We start from the raw sequence: 17,688 nt of genomic DNA on the forward strand, positions 1-17,688 counted from the left end.
TACAGATGCTCAATCCGCCAATTTATTACTTTTACTTTTGAGGTGAAGAATGAGACTGATCCCCCTGACGTCCGCAGAACAGGTCGGCAAATGGGCTGCTCGCCATATCGTTAACCGTATTAACGCCTTCAAACCTACCGCCGATCGCCCGTTTGTCCTGGGCCTGCCGACCGGCGGCACGCCGCTGACGGCGTATAAAGCATTAGTCGAAATGCACAAAGCGGGCCAGGTCAGCTTTAAGCATGTGGTGACATTCAACATGGATGAATATGTTGGCCTTCCGAAAGAACACCCGGAAAGCTACCACAGCTTCATGCACCGCAATTTCTTCGATCACGTTGATATTCCGGCAGAAAATATTAACCTGCTCAACGGTAACGCGCCGGATATCGATGCGGAATGCCGTAATTATGAAGAAAAAATCCGTTCTTACGGTAAAATTCACCTGTTTATGGGCGGCGTAGGCAACGACGGCCATATCGCGTTTAACGAACCGGCTTCTTCCCTGGCTTCCCGTACGCGTATCAAAACGCTGACCCATGACACCCGCGTGGCAAACTCCCGCTTCTTTGACGGCGACGTCAATCAGGTGCCGAAATATGCGCTGACCGTAGGCGTGGGTACGCTGCTGGACGCAGAAGAAGTGATGATCCTGGTGCTGGGCCATCAGAAAGCGCAGGCGCTACAGGCGGCTGTCGAAGGCAACGTCAACCACATGTGGACCATTAGCTGTCTGCAACTGCATCCGAAAGCGGTCGTGGTGTGCGACGAACCTTCCACTATGGAACTGAAAGTTAAGACACTGAAATATTTCAACGAGTTAGAAGCCGAAAATATTAAAGGTCTGTAATGTTATCTCCGCCCTGTACGCAGACGCAGGGCGGCATTTTTTGAAATCGGGGGTCGGAATGTATGCTTTAACCCAGGGCCGGATTTTTACCGGTCACGAAATTCTTGATGACCATGCGATTGTTGTCGCCAATGGCCTGATTGATCGCATCTGTCCAGTGGCGGAACTGCCGCCAGAGATAGAACAACGCGCGTTGAATGGGGCCATTCTCTCCCCCGGTTTTATTGATGTGCAATTAAACGGCTGCGGCGGCGTCCAGTTCAACGATACCGCTGACGCGGTGACTGTCGAAACGCTGGAAATCATGCAGAAAGCCAATGAGAAATCAGGCTGCACCAGCTACCTGCCGACGCTGATTACCACCAGCGACGATCTGATGAAACAGGGCATTCGCGTCATGCGTGAATACCTGGCGAAATACCCGAATCAGGCATTAGGTCTTCATCTTGAAGGTCCGTGGCTGAACCTGGTCAAAAAAGGCACCCATAATCCGAGTTTTGTCCGCCAACCTGACGCTGCGCTGGTGGACTTCCTGTGCGATAATGCCGATGTGATCACCAAAGTCACGCTGGCGCCGGAAATGGTGCCGGCGGAAGTGATCGCCAAACTGACGGCGGCGGGCATTGTGGTTTCAGCCGGTCACTCCAACGCGACGTTAAAAGAGGCGAAAGCCGGTTTCCGCGCAGGGATCACCTTTGCCACCCACCTGTTCAACGCGATGCCGTATATTACGGGCCGTGAACCGGGTCTGGCGGGCGCCATTCTTGACGATGCCGATATTTATTGCGGCATCATCGCGGATGGTCTGCATGTTGATTACGTCAACATTCGTAACGCTAAACGTCTGAAAGGTGACAAACTTTGCCTGGTGACCGATGCAACCGCCCCGGCGGGTGCAAACATTGAACAGTTCATTTTTGCTGGTAAAACAATATACTACCGTAATGGACTGTGTGTGGATGAGAACGGTACGCTGAGCGGATCATCATTAACCATGATCGAAGGCGTGCGTAATCTGGTTGAACATTGCGGTATTGCGCTGGATGAAGTGCTGCGTATGGCGACGCTCTACCCTGCGCGCGCGATTGGCGTCGATAAGCAGCTCGGCAGCCTCGCGCCGGGTAAAGTTGCGAACCTGACCGCCTTCACCCACGACTTTAAAATCATCAAGACCATCGTTAATGGTAACGAGGTCGTTACTGAGTAAGAGAAAGTATGACACCAGGCGGACAAGCTCAAATAGGTAATGTTGATCTCGTAAAACAGCTTAACAGCGCGGCCGTTTACCGCCTGATTGACCAGCACGGGCCAATCTCGCGTATTCAGATTGCCGAGCAAAGCCAGCTTGCTCCCGCCAGCGTAACCAAAATTACGCGTCAACTCATTGAACGCGGGCTGATCAAAGAAGTTGATCAGCAGGCCTCCACCGGGGGCCGCCGCGCCATCTCCATCGTTACCGAAACCCGTAATTTCCATGCCATTGGCGTGCGGTTGGGTCGTCATGACGCAACCATTACCCTGTTTGACCTGAGCAGTAAAGTGCTGGCTGAAGAGCACTACCCGCTGCCAGAGCGCACTCAGGAGACGCTGGAACATGCCCTGCTCAATGCCATCACCACATTCGTCGACAGTAATCAGCGTAAACTTCGCGAGTTAATCGCGATTTCTGTGATCCTGCCGGGTCTTGTCGATCCCGAAAGCGGCGTAATCCGCTATATGCCGCATATTCAGGTTGAAAACTGGGGATTAGTTGAAGCGCTGGAAAAACGTTTTCACGTAACCTGTTTTGTCGGTCACGATATCCGCAGTCTGGCGCTGGCCGAGCACTATTTCGGTGCAAGCCAGGATTGCGAAGATTCCATTCTGGTGCGCGTACACCGGGGGACTGGCGCCGGGATTATCTCAAATGGCCGCATTTTTATTGGTCGTAACGGCAACGTTGGGGAGATCGGTCATATTCAGGTCGAGCCGCTGGGCGAGCGCTGTCACTGCGGCAATTTTGGCTGTCTGGAAACCATCGCCGCCAACGCGGCCATTGAACAACGCGTACAGCACTTACTCAAGCAGGGCTACCAAAGTCGCGTTACGCTGGACGACTGCACGATTAAAACCATCTGCAAGGCAGCTAATAAAGGTGACAGCTTAGCGGCAGAGGTGATTGAACACGTTGGTCGTCATCTGGGCAAAACCATCGCTATCGCTATCAACCTGTTTAATCCGCAAAAAATCGTGATTGCCGGTGAAATTACCGAAGCGGATAAAGTGCTGCTGCCGGCGATTGAAAGCTGCATCAACACACAGGCGCTGAAAGCGTTTCGCAAAAATTTGCCGGTTGTCCGTTCCACGCTGGATCACCGCTCCGCCATCGGCGCATTTGCGCTGGTGAAACGCGCCATGCTCAACGGCATTTTGTTGCAACATTTGCTGGAAAATTAATGAGCTTTTATAGTGGCGCATTATGACTAAATCCTTTGGGTAGTTCATGACCATCAAGAATGTAATTTGTGATATTGACGGCGTGCTGATGCACGACAATGTTGCCGTACCCGGTGCGGCAGAATTTCTGACGGATGTAATGGAAAAAGGTCTGCCGCTGGTGCTGCTGACCAATTACCCTTCGCAGACCGGCCAGGATCTGGCGAACCGCTTTGCTACCGCAGGGGTTAACGTACCGGACAGCGTTTTTTATACTTCCGCGATGGCCACCGCCGATTTCCTGCGTCGTCAGGAAGGCAAGAAAGCCTATGTGGTCGGTGAAGGCGCACTAATTCACGAATTGTATAAAGCAGGTTTTACCATTACCGACGTCAATCCCGATTTTGTAATTGTCGGTGAGACCCGTTCCTATAACTGGGACATGATGCATAAAGCGGCCTTTTTCGTCGCCAACGGCGCCCGTTTCATCGCCACTAACCCCGATACCCACGGTCGTGGTTTCTATCCGGCCTGCGGCGCGCTCTGTGCAGGTATTGAAAAAATCTCTGGCCGTAAACCTTTTTACGTCGGTAAACCCAGCCCGTGGATTATCCGCGCCGCGTTAAACAAAATGCAGGCGCACTCGGAAGAGACCGTTATCGTCGGCGACAATCTGCGCACCGATATTCTGGCGGGATTCCAGGCCGGTCTGGAAACCATTCTGGTGCTCTCTGGCGTCTCAACGCTCAACGATATCGACGACATGCCGTTCAGACCAAGCTGGATTTATCCTTCCGTCGCCGAAATCGACGTTATCTAAACGCCCCCCAGCCTGATGGCGCTGCGCTTATCAGGCCTACAATATTGTTCTGTTCGAATCGTAGGCCTGATAAAAAACATCGTTTAATAAAATCGCCATAAAATTATCGATTCATCAATAAACACGCTCATTACGTAATCTTTTTTCATCATTCAACAACTGCCATTGCATTTTTTGCTTTCATCACGCCAAATCTCTTGCGAACCCTGCGGCTTTGCGGCATTTTCATAAACAAGCAAACACAAAAAAGCACCACGCAACGGGTTAATGGAGAAGGTTATGTGTTCTATTTTTGGCGTATTCGATATCAAAACAGACGCGGTTGAACTGCGTAAAAAAGCCCTTGAGCTGTCACGTTTGATGCGCCATCGCGGCCCAGACTGGTCCGGTATTTACGCCTGCGATAACGCGATTCTGGCACACGAGCGTCTGTCTATTGTCGACGTCAACGCCGGTGCGCAGCCGCTGTACAACGAAAAGAAAACACATGTGCTGGCCGTTAACGGTGAAATTTATAACCACCAGGCATTACGCGCGGAATATGGCGATCGCTATCAGTTCCAGACCGGGTCTGACTGTGAAGTGATCCTCGCGCTGTACCAGGAAAAAGGGGTGGAATTTCTCGACGACCTACAGGGTATGTTCGCCTTTGCGCTGTACGACAGCGAACAGGATGCCTGGCTGATTGGTCGCGACCACATCGGGATCATCCCGCTTTATATGGGTCATGACGAGCACGGCAACTTTTATGTCGCCTCTGAAATGAAGGCGCTGGTGCCGGTCTGCCGCACGATTAAAGAGTTCCCGGCAGGCAGCTACCTGTGGAGCAAAGACGGTGAGATTCGTCAGTATTACCAGCGCGACTGGTTCGAGTTCGACGCAGTGAAAGACAACGAAACGGACAAAAACGTGCTGCGTCAGGCGCTGGAAGAGTCCGTCAAAAGCCACCTGATGTCAGACGTGCCATACGGCGTATTGCTCTCGGGCGGCCTGGATTCCTCCATCATTTCCGCCATCACCAAGAAATTCGCCGCACGCCGCGTGGAAGATCAGGAACGTTCGGAAGCCTGGTGGCCTCAGTTGCACTCCTTTGCTGTCGGTCTGGAAGGCTCCCCGGATCTGAAAGCCGCGCAGGAAGTGGCAAACCATCTCGGCACCGTGCATCACGAAATTCACTTCACCGTGCAGGAAGGTCTGGATGCGATTCGCGACGTGATTTACCACATCGAAACTTACGATGTCACCACCATTCGCGCCTCGACGCCGATGTATTTAATGTCGCGTAAAATCAAAGCGATGGGAATCAAAATGGTGCTGTCCGGCGAAGGTTCCGATGAAGTGTTCGGCGGCTACCTCTACTTCCATAAAGCGCCAAACACCAAAGAACTGCACGAAGAGACCGTGCGTAAGCTACAGGCGTTGCATATGTTTGACTGCGCTCGCGCCAACAAAGCGATGTCTGCCTGGGGCGTCGAAGCCCGCGTCCCGTTCCTGGATAAGAAATTCCTCGATGTGGCGATGCGCATCAACCCGGAAGACAAAATGTGCGGCAACGGCAAAATGGAGAAACATATCCTGCGTGAATGTTTTGAATCCTACCTGCCCGCAAGCGTGGCATGGCGTCAAAAAGAGCAGTTCTCTGACGGCGTCGGCTACAGCTGGATCGACACGCTGAAAGAGGTCGCGGCGGAGCAAATTTCCGACCAGCAACTGGAAACCGCCCGCTTCCGTTTCCCGTACAACACGCCATCTTCTAAAGAAGCGTACCTGTACCGTGAAATCTTCGAAGAGCTGTTCCCGGTACCCAGCGCGGCAGAATGTGTGCCAGGCGGCCCGTCCGTCGCCTGTTCTTCTGCGAAGGCCATCGAATGGGATGAGGCGTTCAAAACGATGGACGATCCATCAGGCCGCGCCGTCGGCGTACACCAGTCCGCTTATAAATAAGTTATCGTGATAAAAAGAGTCCTGCGGGACTCTTTTTTTACGCCGTTTTTTCACCGCAAAAAACGATTAATAACCAATAATTGCCGAATATTGCGTCACGCTGTTCGCAACCTAACCAAACAGTCACATTCCGGCCATTTTCAATGAAAAAGAGGTTGACGCTTCAAGGCTCAATACGCATAATGCGCCCCGCAACGCCGATAAGGTAACGCGAAAAAAGATGGCTACGTAGCTCAGTTGGTTAGAGCACATCACTCATAATGATGGGGTCACAGGTTCGAATCCCGTCGTAGCCACCATCTTTTTTGCGGGAGTGGCGAAATTGGTAGACGCACCAGATTTAGGTTCTGGCGCCGCAAGGTGTGCGAGTTCAAGTCTCGCCTCCCGCACCATTCACCAGTACGCGTTGCACGGATGGGGTATCGCCAAGCGGTAAGGCACCGGTTTTTGATACCGGCATTCCCTGGTTCGAATCCAGGTACCCCAGCCATATTTCTTCGAGTTTGCGGATTGCCGCGACGGTCATTGGGGTATCGCCAAGCGGTAAGGCACCGGTTTTTGATACCGGCATTCCCTGGTTCGAATCCAGGTACCCCAGCCATCGAAGAAAATAATCTGGCTACGTAGCTCAGTTGGTTAGAGCACATCACTCATAATGATGGGGTCACAGGTTCGAATCCCGTCGTAGCCACCAAATTCTTGGGGTATCGCCAAGCGGTAAGGCACCGGATTCTGATTCCGGCATTCCGAGGTTCGAATCCTCGTACCCCAGCCAAATTTGAAAGACGTTCGGATGACGAGCGCAAAACCCAACCATTGGGGTATCGCCAAGCGGTAAGGCACCGGATTCTGATTCCGGCATTCCGAGGTTCGAATCCTCGTACCCCAGCCACATTAAAAAAGCTCGCTTCGGCGAGCTTTTTGCTTTTCTGTCTGGCGCGCCGGGGGGCGGTGTAGGCCTGATAAGCGCAACGCTATCAGGCACAGAACATCCTACAACCCTAACGCATACTTCAGGGCCTGACGTTTCAACACGCCTGCGCGCTCTGCCGCCATCAATCCGATATTACGCATAATGCGCAGCGGCTGAAGATTATTGCTGAAACCGGCATAGAACAGATCCATCCCGCTTTGCATAATGAAGTTATCCGCCATGCGGCGCGTCTGATAGCGTTTCAGCACCTGGTGACTGGCCCAGACTTCGCCATGACTGCGGGCGCTGATCAACACATCCAGCAGCGCATCCACATCACGATACCCCAGGTTTACCCCCTGCCCGGCTAATGGATGAATGGTATGCGCCGCATCCCCCACCAGCGCCAGGCCAGGCTGTACGTATTGCAACGCATGGCGGCGCGTCAGCGGAAAAGCGCCTGCCGCAACCGGTGTGACCGCCCCCAGACGCGACGGAAAATGTTGCATAATTTCCGCCTGCAACTGCGGCATACTCAGGTTCTGCAACTGGCGAATACGCGCTGGTGAGTCATACCACACCAGCGATGCCCAGTTGTCGAACAACGGTAAAAAGGCCCGTGGGCCGTCTGGCGTAAATTGCTGCCAGGTGCTGTCACCGGGATCGCTCTCACACTGTACGGTAATCAGCATACAGGACTGAGCATACTGCCAGGCATGAATACCAATCCCCGCCAGCTGTCGTACCTGCGAGTTCGCACCGTCAGCGCCGATCACCAGTTTTGCGGTAAGACGCTCGCCATCCGCCAGCTCCAGCTCATGTCGATCATTGTGGCGATGCAACGCAATCAGTGAAGCAGGCGCGCGCAGCGTCACTTTCGGGTGCGCGTCCAGCGCCTGCCACAGCGCCTGTTGCAGCACGATATTCTCAACCATATAGCCAAGCAGCGGTAACTTAAGCTCGGCGGCGTCAAACACCACATGGGCGTTTTCCCACTCCCAGGTTTCCAGACGACGGTACGGATGGCTGCGCATCTCCTGCACCGCATCCCAGACGCCCAGGCCTTTAAGCAGCGACACCGACGCCGCACTGATCGCTGAAATACGCACATCAGGCTGGCTGTCGGCCACAAACGGCGCAGGCTCAGCATGTTCAATCACCGTGACGGTAAATCCATGCTGCGCCAGTCCCAGCGCCAGCGCGCCACCGACCATCCCCCCGCCAACAATGGCAATTTCCGTTGGTTGATTTGTCATGGTCACTCATCCTGTTACGTTGATAAGACAAGTTTACAGGATTTTTTACCTCTAAGGGCTGATAAGCGTCATACTGGTCACAACCGCGCCAAAGCATTACACTATGCGCCCTGCAATTCAGCCACTATTTCGCAAGAGCAAGTCGATGACCAAAAAACTCCATATTAAAACCTGGGGCTGTCAGATGAACGAGTACGATTCATCGAAGATGGCCGATCTGCTGGATGCTACCCACGGGTATCAACTGACCGAGGTCGCGGAAGAAGCGGATGTGCTGCTGCTGAATACCTGCTCAATCCGCGAGAAGGCTCAGGAAAAAGTCTTCCATCAATTAGGCCGCTGGAAACTCTTAAAAGAGAAGAACCCGGATCTGATTATCGGCGTCGGCGGTTGCGTGGCCTCCCAGGAAGGCGACCACATCCGTCAGCGTGCGCACTATGTCGATATTATTTTTGGCCCGCAAACGCTGCACCGCTTACCGGAAATGATCAACTCCGTTCGTGGCGACCGCAGCCCGGTGGTGGACATCAGCTTCCCGGAAATCGAGAAGTTCGACCGCCTGCCGGAACCGCGTGCGGAAGGCCCGACCGCGTTTGTCTCCATCATGGAAGGGTGTAATAAATACTGCACGTACTGTGTGGTGCCGTATACCCGTGGTGAAGAGGTCAGCCGTCCGTCTGACGACATCCTGTTTGAGATCGCCCAGCTTGCCGCTCAGGGCGTGCGTGAAGTCAACCTGCTCGGTCAGAACGTTAACGCCTGGCGCGGTGAAAACTACGACGGTACCACCGGCTCCTTTGCCGACCTGCTACGTCTGGTTGCCGCCATCGACGGGATCGATCGCATCCGCTTCACCACCAGCCACCCGATCGAGTTCACCGACGACATCATCGAAGTTTACCGTGATACGCCGGAACTGGTGAGCTTCCTGCACCTGCCGGTACAGAGCGGCGCGGATCGCGTACTGAACCTGATGGGGCGTACCCACACGGCGCTGGAGTACAAAGCGATCATCCGTAAACTGCGCGCGGCGCGCCCGGATATTCAAATCAGCTCGGACTTCATCGTTGGCTTCCCTGGCGAAACGACTCAGGACTTCGAACAGACCATGAAGCTGATTGCCGACGTCAATTTCGACATGAGCTACAGCTTTATTTTCTCGGCGCGTCCGGGAACACCGGCCGCCGATATGGTTGACGATGTGCCGGAAGAAGAGAAAAAGCAGCGTCTGTATATTCTACAGGAGCGTATTAACCAGCAGGCGATGGCCTGGAGCCGTCGGATGCTCGGCACCGTCCAGCGTATTCTGGTGGAAGGCACCTCGCGTAAGAGCATTATGGAACTGTCAGGCCGTACCGAAAATAACCGCGTGGTGAACTTTGAAGGCACCCCGGAGATGATCGGTAAGTTTGTGGATGTGGAAATCACCGATGTCTACACCAACTCTCTGCGCGGCAAGGTTGTACGCACCGAAGATGAGATGGGGCTGCGCGTGGCTGAAACGCCGGAGTCAGTCATTGCCCGTACCCGTAAAGAAAACGAGATTGGCGTCGGTTTTTACCAGCCTTAATCCTGCTGAAAAGCGAAAAAATGCCCGATGGCGCTGCACTTATCGGGCCTACGGCACAATATGGTTCGTAGGCCGGATAAGGCACTTGTGCCGCCATCCGGCAAATAACAGACAGGCCTTGTAATTCCCCCCTACGCCCCCATCTTCATTGCAATGCTTGCGCCTTTATCCTGTGGCGTGAATAATTTCCTTATCTGCCGGTGAATTTTCATTTTCCGGCGACTCAGGCATAAGAGGAACAGTTTGAACATAGACACTCGCGAAATTACCCTTGAGCCCGCAGACAACGCCCGTCTGTTGAGCCTTTGCGGCCCGTTTGACGACAACATCAAACAACTGGAACGCCGTCTCGGCATCGAGATCAACCGTCGTGACAATCACTTTAAGCTGACCGGTCGCCCGATTTGCGTCACCGCCGCGGTAGATATCCTGCGCAGCCTGTACGTCGATACCGCCCCGATGCGCGGTCAGATTCAGGACATCGAGCCGGAACAAATCCACCTTGCGATTAAAGAAGCGCGCGTGCTGGAACAGAGCGCGGAGAGCGTTCCTGACTATGGCAAGGCGATAAATATTAAAACCAAGCGTGGCGTGATTAAGCCGCGCACGCCGAATCAGGCGCAGTACATCGCCAACATTCTCGATCACGACATTACTTTCGGCGTTGGCCCTGCCGGTACGGGGAAAACCTACCTCGCCGTTGCCGCCGCCGTGGACGCTCTTGAGCGTCAGGAAATTCGTCGTATTCTGCTGACTCGTCCGGCGGTGGAAGCCGGGGAAAAACTGGGCTTTCTGCCAGGCGACCTGAGCCAGAAGGTAGACCCGTATCTTCGCCCGCTGTATGACGCGCTGTTTGAGATGCTCGGCTTCGAGAAAGTAGAAAAGCTAATTGAGCGCAACGTCATTGAAGTCGCGCCGCTGGCCTATATGCGCGGTCGTACGCTGAACGACGCCTTTATTATTCTCGATGAGAGCCAGAACACCACCATCGAACAGATGAAGATGTTCCTGACGCGTATCGGCTTTAATTCGAAAGCGGTTATTACCGGCGACGTCACGCAGATTGACCTGCCGCGCAACACGAAGTCTGGCCTGCGCCATGCGATAGAAGTGCTGGCGGAAGTCGAAGAGATCAGCTTTAACTTTTTCCACAGCGAAGACGTGGTGCGCCATCCGGTGGTTGCCCGTATCGTTAACGCCTATGAAGCCTGGGAAGAAGCGGAGCAAAAACGCAAGGCAGCGCTGGCGGCAGAACGCAAGCGTGAAGCGCAGGAGCAGGAACAAAAATGAGTCAGGTGATCCTCGATTTACAACTGGCATGTGAAGACCATTCCGGCCTGCCGGAAGAGAGCCAGTTTCAGACGTGGCTGAATGCGGTGATCCCACAGTTTCAGGAAGAATCAGAAGTGACGATTCGCCTGGTGGATGAAGCCGAAAGCCACGATCTTAACCTGACCTACCGCGGGAAAGATAAGCCAACCAACGTGCTCTCTTTCCCGTTTGAAGCGCCGCCAGGTATGGAGATGCCGCTGCTGGGCGATCTGATCATCTGCCGCCAGGTAGTGGAGCAAGAAGCGAAAGAACAAGATAAGCCGCTGGAGGCCCACTGGGCGCATATGGTCGTGCACGGCAGCCTGCATTTGCTGGGTTACGACCATATCGAAGATGATGAAGCGGAAGAGATGGAAGCCCTCGAAACAGAGATTATGCTTGCTCTGGGCTATGAGGACCCGTACATTTCCGAGAAAGACTAAGTACGATGAACAAACATGCCGTCAGCCGTTAAGTATATGCATGACGAGCGACCTATTAACCAACATGAGAACCCATACGACGCCATGAGCGACGACAATTCACACAGTAGTGACACGTTAAACAGCAAAAAGGGATTTTTTTCCCTGTTACTGAGCCAACTTTTCCACGGTGAACCCAAAAACCGTGACGAACTGCTGGCGCTGATCCGTGATTCCGGGCAGAACGACCTTATCGATGAAGATACGCGCGATATGCTCGAAGGGGTGATGGACATTGCGGACCAGCGCGTTCGCGACATCATGATCCCCCGCTCCCAGATGATTACCCTGAAACGCAACCAGACGCTGGATGAATGCCTTGATGTCATCATTGAGTCAGCACACTCGCGTTTCCCGGTCATCAGCGAAGACAAAGATCACATTGAAGGGATTCTGATGGCGAAGGATCTGCTGCCGTTTATGCGCAGCGATGCCGAAGCCTTCAGCATGGAAAAAGTGTTACGCCAGGCCGTTGTTGTCCCGGAGAGTAAGCGCGTTGACCGCATGCTCAAAGAGTTCCGTTCCCAGCGTTACCATATGGCGATCGTTATCGACGAGTTTGGCGGGGTGTCGGGTCTGGTGACCATTGAAGACATTCTCGAACTGATCGTGGGTGAAATTGAAGACGAGTATGATGAAGAAGATGATATCGACTTCCGTCAGCTCAGTCGCCACACCTGGACCATTCGCGCTCTCGCACCGATTGAAGACTTCAACGAAGCCTTCGGCACCAGCTTCAGCGATGAAGAGGTCGATACCATTGGCGGTCTGGTGATGCAGGCGTTCGGTCATCTGCCTGCGCGCGGTGAGACCATTGACATTGATGGTTACCAGTTCAAAGTCGCTATGGCCGACAGCCGTCGTATTATTCAGGTTCATGTCAGAATACCGGATGACTCGCCCCAGCCTAAACTGGACGAATAAAACCAAAAGTGGACTAAAGACTAAATGGCATTTGCCTCACTGATTGAACGCCAGCGCATTCGCCTGCTGCTGGCGTTATTATTCGGCGCCTGCGGAACGCTGGCTTTTTCTCCGTATGACGTCTGGCCCGCCGCGCTTATCTCGCTTATGGGCCTACAGGCGTTAACCTTACACCGCCGCCCGCTCCAGTCGGCTGCTATCGGCTACTTCTGGGGGCTGGGACTCTTTGGCTCCGGCATCAACTGGGTCTACGTCAGTATCGCGCAGTTCGGCGGTATGCCCGGCCCGATAAACGTCTTCCTTGTGGTGCTGCTTGCCGCATACCTTTCCCTCTACACGGGCCTGTTCGCCGGTATTCTGTCGCGTCTGTGGCCGAAAACCACCTGGCTGCGCGTGGCGATCGCCGCCCCCGTAGTCTGGCAAATCACCGAGTTTCTGCGTGGCTGGGTACTGACCGGCTTCCCGTGGCTACAGTTCGGCTATAGCCAGATTGACGGCCCGCTAAAAGGGCTGGCGCCGGTGATGGGCGTTGAGGCCATCAACTTCCTGCTGATGATGGTCAGCGGCCTGCTGGTGCTGGCGGCAGTTACCCGCAACTGGCGTCCTCTGGTCGTCGCGCTGGTGTTATTTGCCCTGCCCTTCCCGCTGCGTTACATCCAGTGGTATACGCTGGAGCCGGAAAAAACCACGCAGGTCTCGCTGGTTCAGGGCGACATTCCCCAATCGCTGAAGTGGGATGAGAGTCAGCTTATCAATACGCTGAAAATCTATCTCGACGCCACCCAGCCGGAAATGGGTAAATCGCAACTGATTATCTGGCCGGAGTCCGCCATTCCCGATCTGGAGATTAATCAGCAGCGTTTTCTGGGCATGATGGACGATCTGCTGAAATCCAAAAACAGCACGTTGATTACCGGCATCGTCGATGCGCGTCTGAACAAGCAGAACCGCTACGACACCTACAACACGATTATCACGCTGGGTAAAGACAGCCCGTACAGCTACGATTCCAGCAATCGCTACAACAAAAACCACCTGGTGCCGTTTGGCGAGTTCGTGCCGCTGGAGTCGATTCTGCGCCCGTTAGCGCCGTTCTTTGACCTGCCGATGTCCTCATTCAGCCGTGGGCCGTACATACAGCCACAGCTGCATGCGCATGGCTTTAAACTGACGGCGGCGATTTGCTACGAAATCATTCTGGGTGAACAGGTTCGGGACAATTTCCGCCCGGACACTGACTATCTGCTGACCATCTCTAACGACGCCTGGTTCGGAAAATCTATCGGCCCGTGGCAGCACTTCCAGATGGCGAGAATGCGTTCTCTGGAGCTGGCGCGCCCGCTGTTGCGCAGCACCAACAACGGCATTACGGCAGTCATTGGTCCGCAGGGTGAAATTCAGGCGATGATCCCGCAGTTTACCCGCGACGTATTGACCACCCACGTTACGCCAACCCGTGGTTTAACGCCTTATGCCCGTACCGGCAACTGGCCGTTATGGTTGCTCACCGCGCTGATGGGCTTTGGCGCCGTGGTGATGAGCCTGCGTCAGCGCCGTAAATAATCTCCCTTATTACCGGGTAAGACGCGATGCGTCTTACCCGGCCTGGCTATATCCCTCCATTCTGGCACGCCTATTGCTTTGTTAAACAAGGTAAACCTTGTTTTGGCTATATGTGCAACCTGGTCGCACCAATATCGATCATCGGTAGCACCCAAACAGTGCAATGAAAGATTTTTGCCTCTAAACGGTGCGGCGCACTTCGCAAAAATAAACAATAAAGCAGCAAAATCTTTACATTCAGCCAAACTAAATGTTAACAAACACGCATAACACTGCACGCTCAAGTTGCAGACGATAACAACACAAACACTCACAATGGGTATCAATGCGTCGATGGCGCAGACGATAAAGGAGTTGGATATGCAATTACGTAAGCTAGCCACAGCAATGCTGGTCATGGGAATGTCTGCCGGTCTGGCACACGCGGAAGACGCCGCGCCGGCGGCGGGCAGTACGCTGGATAAAATCGCGAAGAATGGCATTATCGTCGTCGGCCACCGCGAGTCCTCCGTGCCGTTCTCTTACTACGACAACCAGCAAAAAGTGGTCGGTTATTCACAGGACTACTCCAACGCCATCGTTGAAGCCGTGAAGAAAAAGCTTAACAAACCTGACCTACAGGTGAAGCTGATCCCAATTACCTCCCAGAACCGTATTCCACTGTTGCAAAACGGAACCTTCGACTTTGAGTGTGGCTCCACCACCAACAACGTCGAACGCCAGAAACAAGCTGCGTTCTCTGACACCATTTTCATCGTCGGTACGCGTCTGCTGGCGAAAAAAGACAGCGATATTAAAGACTTCCCGGACCTGAAAGGGAAAGCGGTCGTGGTCACCTCCGGTACCACCTCTGAAATTCTGCTGCACAAGCTGAATGAAGAACAAAAAATGAATATGCGCATTATCAGCGCGAAAGACCACGGCGACTCCTTCCGTACGCTGGAAAGCGGTCGCGCCGTCGCCTTTATGATGGATGATGCCCTGCTGGCGGGTGAACGCGCGAAAGCCAAAAAACCAGACAACTGGGAGATCGTCGGTAAGCCGCAATCTCAGGAAGCCTACGGCTGTATGCTGCGTAAAAACGATCCTGAGTTTAAAACGCTGGTAGATGACACGATTGCCCAGGTGCAGACCTCAGGCGAAGCGGAAAAATGGTTTGATAAGTGGTTTAAAAACCCAATCCCGCCGAAAAACCTGAACATGAATTTCGAACTGTCCGACGAGATGAAGGCGCTGTTCAAAGAACCGAATGACAAAGCACTTAACTAACTAAAATAAATGGGGCGGGATCTCCTTGCCCTCTCGATTGTCATTCAGCACGGACAGACTATAAGCCTGATGGTCGTTCCCCATCAGGCCTGAAAACCGCAAAACGCTGGATAACAATCTTCGAGGGTAGCGCTGCTACCCTTTTTTTTCTGGAGTAGATTTATGTCAATAGACTGGAACTGGGGGATTTTTTTACAACAAGCCCCGTTCGGCAACACCACGTATCTCGGCTGGCTCTGGAGCGGCTTCCAGGTCACCGTCGCGTTATCCATCACCGCCTGGATTATTGCTTTCCTCGTCGGCTCGTTATTCGGCATTTTACGTACTGTACCTAACCGCTTCCTCTCAGGAATGGGGACGCTTTACGTGGAACTGTTTCGTAACGTCCCGCTGATTGTTCAGTTCTTTACCTGGTATCTGGTCGTGCCTGAGCTGTTGCCGGAAAATATCGGCATGTGGTTCAAGGCGGAACTGGACCCGAACATTCAATTTTTCCTCTCATCAATGATCTGTCTGGGGCTGTTTACCGCTGCGCGCGTCTGCGAGCAGGTACGCGCCGCGATTCAGTCGCTGCCTCGCGGGCAGAAAAACGCTGCGCTGGCGATGGGGCTGACGCTGCCTCAGGCTTATCGCTATGTTCTGTTACCGAACGCCTATCGGGTGATTGTCCCGCCGATGACCTCGGAAATGATGAACCTGGTGAAAAACTCCGCCATCGCATCGACCATTGGTCTGGTGGATATGGCGGCGCAGGCGGGCAAGCTGCTGGATTACTCCGCCCACGCCTGGGAGTCGTTCACCGCGATTACGCTGGCCTACGTGCTGATTAATGCCGTCATTATGCTGGTGATGAATCTGGTGGAACGTAAAGTCCGCCTGCCTGGCAATATGGGAGGCAAATAATGTACGAGTTTGACTGGAGTTCGATCGTTCCTTCCATGCCGTATTTGCTGGCCGGGCTGGTGATCACCCTGAAAATTACCGTCACCGCCGTGGTGATCGGGATTCTCTGGGGCACCATTCTGGCGGTAATGCGTCTCTCAAGTTTCGCCCCTGTCGCCTGGTTTGCGAAAGCTTACGTCAACGTTTTCCGCTCCATCCCGCTGGTGATGGTGCTGCTATGGTTCTACCTGATTGTGCCGGGGCTGTTGCAGGATGTACTGGGTATTTCGCCCAAAACGGATATTCGCCTGATTTCAGCGATGGTCGCGTTTTCCATGTTTGAGGCGGCGTATTACTCGGAGATTATCCGTGCGGGTATTCAGAGCATTTCACGCGGGCAGTCCAGCGCTGCGCTGGCGCTGGGGATGACCCACTGGCAGTCGATGAAGCTCATCATCCTGCCGCAGGCGTTCCGTGCGATGGTGCCGCTGCTGCTTACCCAGGGTATCGTACTGTTCCAGGATACCTCCCTGGTTTACGTGTTAAGCCTCGCGGATTTCTTCCGCACCGCCACCACCATTGGCGAGCGTGATGGTACGCAGGTCGAAATGATCCTGTTTGCCGGTGCCGTCTACTTTGTTATCAGCCTGAGCGCGTCGTTGTTGGTCAGCTATTTGAAGAAAAGGACAGTTTAATGATTACCCTGAAAAATGTTTCTAAATGGTATGGTCACTTTCAGGTGCTGACCGACTGCTCCACGGAAGTGAAAAAAGGTGAAGTGGTGGTGGTCTGCGGCCCGTCGGGTTCCGGTAAATCGACCCTGATCAAAACGGTGAACGGACTGGAACCGGTGCAACAGGGTGAAATCACCGTTGACGGCACCAAAGTGAATGACAAAAAAACGGATCTGGCGAAGCTCCGCTCGCGGGTCGGAATGGTGTTCCAGCACTTTGAACTGTTCCCGCATCTGTCGATCATTGAAAACCTGACGCTGGCGCAGGTGAAAGTGCTCAAACGCGGCAAAGCGCCCGCCCGTGAAAAAGCGCAGAAGTTGCTTGAGCGCGTAGGACTCTCAGCCCATGCCAATAAGTTCCCGGCGCAGCTTTCCGGCGGGCAGCAACAGCGTGTGGCAATCGCGCGCGCGCTGTGCATGGACCCTATCGCTATGCTGTTTGATGAACCGACATCCGCACTCGATCCTGAAATGATCAACGAAGTGCTGGACGTTATGGTCGAGCTGGCAAACGAAGGGATGACCATGATGGTCGTCACCCACGAAATGGGCTTTGCCCGTAAGGTGGCCAATCGGGTGATCTTTATGGACGAGGGGAAAATTGTCGAAGACTCGCCGAAAGAGGAGTTCTTTGCCAACCCGAAATCGGATCGCGCCAAAGACTTCCTGGCGAAAATCCTGCATTAATCCTCCCGGCGCGCACGACAGAGTGCGCGCCATATCACGCTTTATCTCTTCATATCTCGAATCGCACTC

The 17,688-nt window shown here is 53.7% G+C and carries 15 protein-coding genes and 7 tRNA genes; 21 read left to right on the forward strand and 1 reads right to left on the reverse strand.

Going from position 1 to position 17,688, the window contains the following annotated elements; genetic code table 11:
• Nucleotides 1–49: 49 nt before the first annotated feature.
• From nagB to CKO_RS10580, 12 genes are all read left to right on the forward strand, one after another.
• Nucleotides 50–850 (forward strand): glucosamine-6-phosphate deaminase, encoded by an 801-nt coding sequence (gene nagB / locus CKO_RS10525; RefSeq protein WP_012133326.1) that lies wholly within the window; start codon nt 50–52, stop codon nt 848–850.
• A gap of 58 nt (nt 851–908) precedes the next feature.
• Nucleotides 909–2,057: an N-acetylglucosamine-6-phosphate deacetylase gene (nagA, locus tag CKO_RS10530; protein WP_012133327.1), complete on the forward strand. Its 1,149-nt coding sequence runs from the start codon at nt 909–911 to the stop codon at nt 2,055–2,057.
• Nucleotides 2,058–2,065: 8 nt separating this feature from the next.
• On the forward strand, nt 2,066–3,286 hold the full coding sequence (gene nagC / locus CKO_RS10535) for a DNA-binding transcriptional regulator NagC (protein WP_012133328.1): 1,221 nt from the start codon (nt 2,066–2,068) through the stop codon (nt 3,284–3,286).
• A gap of 46 nt (nt 3,287–3,332) precedes the next feature.
• Entirely contained in the window at nt 3,333–4,085 is a 753-nt protein-coding gene (gene nagD, locus CKO_RS10540; RefSeq protein ID WP_012133329.1) for a ribonucleotide monophosphatase NagD, read from the forward strand.
• Between the two features lie 279 nt (nt 4,086–4,364).
• On the forward strand, nt 4,365–6,029 hold the full coding sequence (gene asnB, locus CKO_RS10545) for an asparagine synthase B (RefSeq protein ID WP_024130540.1): 1,665 nt from the start codon (nt 4,365–4,367) through the stop codon (nt 6,027–6,029).
• A 222-nt stretch (nt 6,030–6,251) separates the two neighbouring features.
• A tRNA-Met gene (locus tag CKO_RS10550) sits at nt 6,252–6,328 on the forward strand.
• 8 nt (nt 6,329–6,336) lie between these two features.
• Nucleotides 6,337–6,421 (forward strand) — tRNA-Leu (locus tag CKO_RS10555).
• 23 nt (nt 6,422–6,444) lie between these two features.
• Nucleotides 6,445–6,519: transfer RNA gene (locus tag CKO_RS10560), tRNA-Gln, on the forward strand.
• A 36-nt stretch (nt 6,520–6,555) separates the two neighbouring features.
• Nucleotides 6,556–6,630 (forward strand) — tRNA-Gln (locus CKO_RS10565).
• 16 nt (nt 6,631–6,646) lie between these two features.
• Nucleotides 6,647–6,723: transfer RNA gene (locus CKO_RS10570), tRNA-Met, on the forward strand.
• A gap of 6 nt (nt 6,724–6,729) precedes the next feature.
• Nucleotides 6,730–6,804: transfer RNA gene (locus tag CKO_RS10575), tRNA-Gln, on the forward strand.
• 42 nt (nt 6,805–6,846) lie between these two features.
• Nucleotides 6,847–6,921: transfer RNA gene (locus tag CKO_RS10580), tRNA-Gln, on the forward strand.
• A 101-nt stretch (nt 6,922–7,022) separates the two neighbouring features.
• On the opposite strand, the gene ubiF is transcribed toward CKO_RS10580, so the two are convergent.
• Nucleotides 7,023–8,198 carry a 3-demethoxyubiquinol 3-hydroxylase gene (gene ubiF, locus CKO_RS10585; protein ID WP_012133332.1) on the reverse strand — a complete coding sequence of 392 codons (1,176 nt, stop codon included), beginning with the start codon at nt 8,196–8,198 and terminating at the stop codon, nt 7,023–7,025.
• A 145-nt stretch (nt 8,199–8,343) separates the two neighbouring features.
• Between ubiF and miaB the strand changes: the two genes are divergently transcribed.
• The 9 genes from miaB (at nt 8,344) to gltL (ending at nt 17,619) form a co-directional block, all read left to right on the forward strand.
• On the forward strand, nt 8,344–9,768 hold the full coding sequence (miaB, locus tag CKO_RS10590; RefSeq protein ID WP_024130541.1) for a tRNA (N6-isopentenyl adenosine(37)-C2)-methylthiotransferase MiaB: 1,425 nt from the start codon (nt 8,344–8,346) through the stop codon (nt 9,766–9,768).
• Between the two features lie 243 nt (nt 9,769–10,011).
• Nucleotides 10,012–11,058 carry a PhoH family protein gene (locus CKO_RS10595; protein WP_012133334.1) on the forward strand — a complete coding sequence of 349 codons (1,047 nt, stop codon included), beginning with the start codon at nt 10,012–10,014 and terminating at the stop codon, nt 11,056–11,058.
• Nucleotides 11,055–11,522, forward strand: a complete 468-nt coding sequence (gene ybeY / locus CKO_RS10600; protein WP_012133335.1) for an rRNA maturation RNase YbeY — start codon at nt 11,055–11,057, stop codon at nt 11,520–11,522. The genes CKO_RS10595 and ybeY overlap by 4 nt, the downstream gene beginning before the upstream one ends.
• An 84-nt stretch (nt 11,523–11,606) precedes the next feature.
• On the forward strand, nt 11,607–12,485 hold the full coding sequence (gene corC / locus CKO_RS10605) for a CNNM family magnesium/cobalt transport protein CorC (protein WP_024130542.1): 879 nt from the start codon (nt 11,607–11,609) through the stop codon (nt 12,483–12,485).
• Nucleotides 12,486–12,509: 24 nt separating this feature from the next.
• A complete protein-coding gene (gene lnt / locus CKO_RS10610) occupies nt 12,510–14,048 on the forward strand; it encodes an apolipoprotein N-acyltransferase (RefSeq protein WP_012133337.1) in 1,539 nt (512 codons plus the stop codon).
• 360 nt (nt 14,049–14,408) lie between these two features.
• Nucleotides 14,409–15,317, forward strand: a complete 909-nt coding sequence (locus CKO_RS10615) for an amino acid ABC transporter substrate-binding protein (RefSeq protein ID WP_024130543.1) — start codon at nt 14,409–14,411, stop codon at nt 15,315–15,317.
• A gap of 162 nt (nt 15,318–15,479) precedes the next feature.
• Nucleotides 15,480–16,220 carry a glutamate/aspartate ABC transporter permease GltJ gene (gltJ, locus tag CKO_RS10620; RefSeq protein WP_012133339.1) on the forward strand — a complete coding sequence of 247 codons (741 nt, stop codon included), beginning with the start codon at nt 15,480–15,482 and terminating at the stop codon, nt 16,218–16,220.
• Nucleotides 16,220–16,894: a glutamate/aspartate ABC transporter permease GltK gene (gltK, locus tag CKO_RS10625; RefSeq protein WP_012133340.1), complete on the forward strand. Its 675-nt coding sequence runs from the start codon at nt 16,220–16,222 to the stop codon at nt 16,892–16,894. Before gltJ ends, gltK begins: the two co-directional genes overlap by 1 nt.
• Nucleotides 16,894–17,619: a glutamate/aspartate ABC transporter ATP-binding protein GltL gene (gene gltL, locus CKO_RS10630; RefSeq protein WP_012133341.1), complete on the forward strand. Its 726-nt coding sequence runs from the start codon at nt 16,894–16,896 to the stop codon at nt 17,617–17,619. The genes gltK and gltL overlap by 1 nt, the downstream gene beginning before the upstream one ends.
• Nucleotides 17,620–17,688 lie beyond the last annotated feature (69 nt).

Origin of the sequence: Citrobacter koseri ATCC BAA-895 (assembly GCF_000018045.1) — a bacterium.
Taxonomy (GTDB): Bacteria; Pseudomonadota; Gammaproteobacteria; order Enterobacterales; family Enterobacteriaceae; genus Citrobacter_B; species Citrobacter_B koseri.

Excerpts from the sequence above, each read along its gene's own strand:
- nagB (WP_012133326.1), top strand. The coding sequence starts at position 50 with ATGAGACTGATCCCCCTGACGTCCGCAGAACAGGTCGGCAAATGGGCT.
- nagA (WP_012133327.1), top strand. The coding sequence starts at position 909 with ATGTATGCTTTAACCCAGGGCCGGATTTTTACCGGTCACGAAATTCTT.
- nagC (WP_012133328.1), top strand. The coding sequence starts at position 2,066 with ATGACACCAGGCGGACAAGCTCAAATAGGTAATGTTGATCTCGTAAAA.
- nagD (WP_012133329.1), top strand. The coding sequence starts at position 3,333 with ATGACCATCAAGAATGTAATTTGTGATATTGACGGCGTGCTGATGCAC.
- asnB (WP_024130540.1), top strand. The coding sequence starts at position 4,365 with ATGTGTTCTATTTTTGGCGTATTCGATATCAAAACAGACGCGGTTGAA.
- ubiF (WP_012133332.1), bottom strand. The coding sequence starts at position 8,198 with ATGACAAATCAACCAACGGAAATTGCCATTGTTGGCGGGGGGATGGTC.
- miaB (WP_024130541.1), top strand. The coding sequence starts at position 8,344 with ATGACCAAAAAACTCCATATTAAAACCTGGGGCTGTCAGATGAACGAG.
- ybeY (WP_012133335.1), top strand. The coding sequence starts at position 11,055 with ATGAGTCAGGTGATCCTCGATTTACAACTGGCATGTGAAGACCATTCC.
- corC (WP_024130542.1), top strand. The coding sequence starts at position 11,607 with ATGAGCGACGACAATTCACACAGTAGTGACACGTTAAACAGCAAAAAG.
- lnt (WP_012133337.1), top strand. The coding sequence starts at position 12,510 with ATGGCATTTGCCTCACTGATTGAACGCCAGCGCATTCGCCTGCTGCTG.
- CKO_RS10615 (WP_024130543.1), top strand. The coding sequence starts at position 14,409 with ATGCAATTACGTAAGCTAGCCACAGCAATGCTGGTCATGGGAATGTCT.
- gltJ (WP_012133339.1), top strand. The coding sequence starts at position 15,480 with ATGTCAATAGACTGGAACTGGGGGATTTTTTTACAACAAGCCCCGTTC.
- gltK (WP_012133340.1), top strand. The coding sequence starts at position 16,220 with ATGTACGAGTTTGACTGGAGTTCGATCGTTCCTTCCATGCCGTATTTG.
- gltL (WP_012133341.1), top strand. The coding sequence starts at position 16,894 with ATGATTACCCTGAAAAATGTTTCTAAATGGTATGGTCACTTTCAGGTG.